This window comes from Pseudomonas sp. 2, from assembly GCF_056627435.1.
This window is the reverse complement of sequence record NZ_JBWXNG010000050.1, coordinates 1-1,121: the sequence shown is the minus strand read 5'-3', so window position 1 is coordinate 1,121 and position 1,121 is coordinate 1. Positions and strand designations below refer to the sequence as shown.

The 1,121-nt window shown below is 55.8% G+C and carries 1 protein-coding gene; it reads left to right on the top strand.

Annotation, left to right across the window (positions count from 1 at the left end):
- Positions 1-161: 161 nt before the first annotated feature.
- Positions 162-1,103, top strand: coding sequence for an IS110 family RNA-guided transposase (locus AC1MEK_RS29840; RefSeq protein ID WP_480399845.1), 942 nt, complete (start codon positions 162-164; stop codon positions 1,101-1,103).
- Positions 1,104-1,121 lie beyond the last annotated feature (18 nt).

Here is a 1,121-nt window from a genome sequence, read left to right as displayed (position 1 = left end):
GGGTTCCCTTGTAAGCTGGTTTTACCTGCCCAGACCGAGGCTTCCCTGGATCCCGAGATCGTGAGTGAGCATGGGTCGAGGCAGGTTCTTTCCTAATCTAGTCCGAACGGTTGCCTGGGCTTCAAGCCCGATTCTGCAAGGTTGGACACGAGGAAATCGCCATGAACCAGGACTCTGTGTATGTCGGTATCGATATTTCCAAAGACACGCTGGATACGTTCATCAGTTCGACAGGGCAAGTTGAGCAATTTCTTAATGGCCAGGCGGATATCCAGCGTCTGACTCAACACCTCAAGACGCTGAATCCTGCTTTGGTGCTGCTCGAGGCCACAGGAGGATTCGAGCGACTGGTGGCGGCTGAACTGTTTGCAGCGAGCTTGCCGGTAGTGATCGTTAATCCACGGCAGGTGCGCAACTTCGCCAAGGCTACTGGCCGGTTGGCGAAAACCGATGCCATCGATGCGCGGGTCCTCGCCGAATTCGCTCAAGCCGTCAAACCGGCCATTCGTGAGCTACCAGACGCGCATACTCACGAGCTGGCGGATCTCCTGGCGCGACGGCGCCAGATCATCGACATGATCGTGGCGGAGGAAAATCGACTCAAACAGGCCACGTTCAAGGCCCTCCAACGAGACATAAAAGCCCATCTCGTCTGGCTGAGAAAGCGCCTGAAAAATACTGACGACGATCTGCATGACGCGATCAAAGCCTCCCCGATCTGGAAGGCCAATTACGACCTGTTATGCGAGGTGAAAGGCGTTGGCGATGTGCTTGCACTCTCGTTGCTGGCACTGCTGCCAGAGCTTGGGCGAGTCAATCGCAAGCAAGTGGCTGCACTGGTTGGCGTGGCTCCTTTCAACTGCGACAGCGGTAAATTCAAGGGACAGCGGCGCATATGGGGTGGCCGGGGCGAGCTGAGAAAAGTGTTGTACATGGCGGCCCTGTCTTCGAAAACGCATAACCCCGTCATCGAGAAGTTTTACAACCACCTGCTGGCTGCCGGGAAAACGAAGAAGGTCGCGTTGGTCGCCTGCATGCGCAAGCTGTTGACGATCCTCAATGCCATGATCCGGGATCAAAAACACTTCGGCGAAAAGGCTTGAATAACGACACGGTTGCTC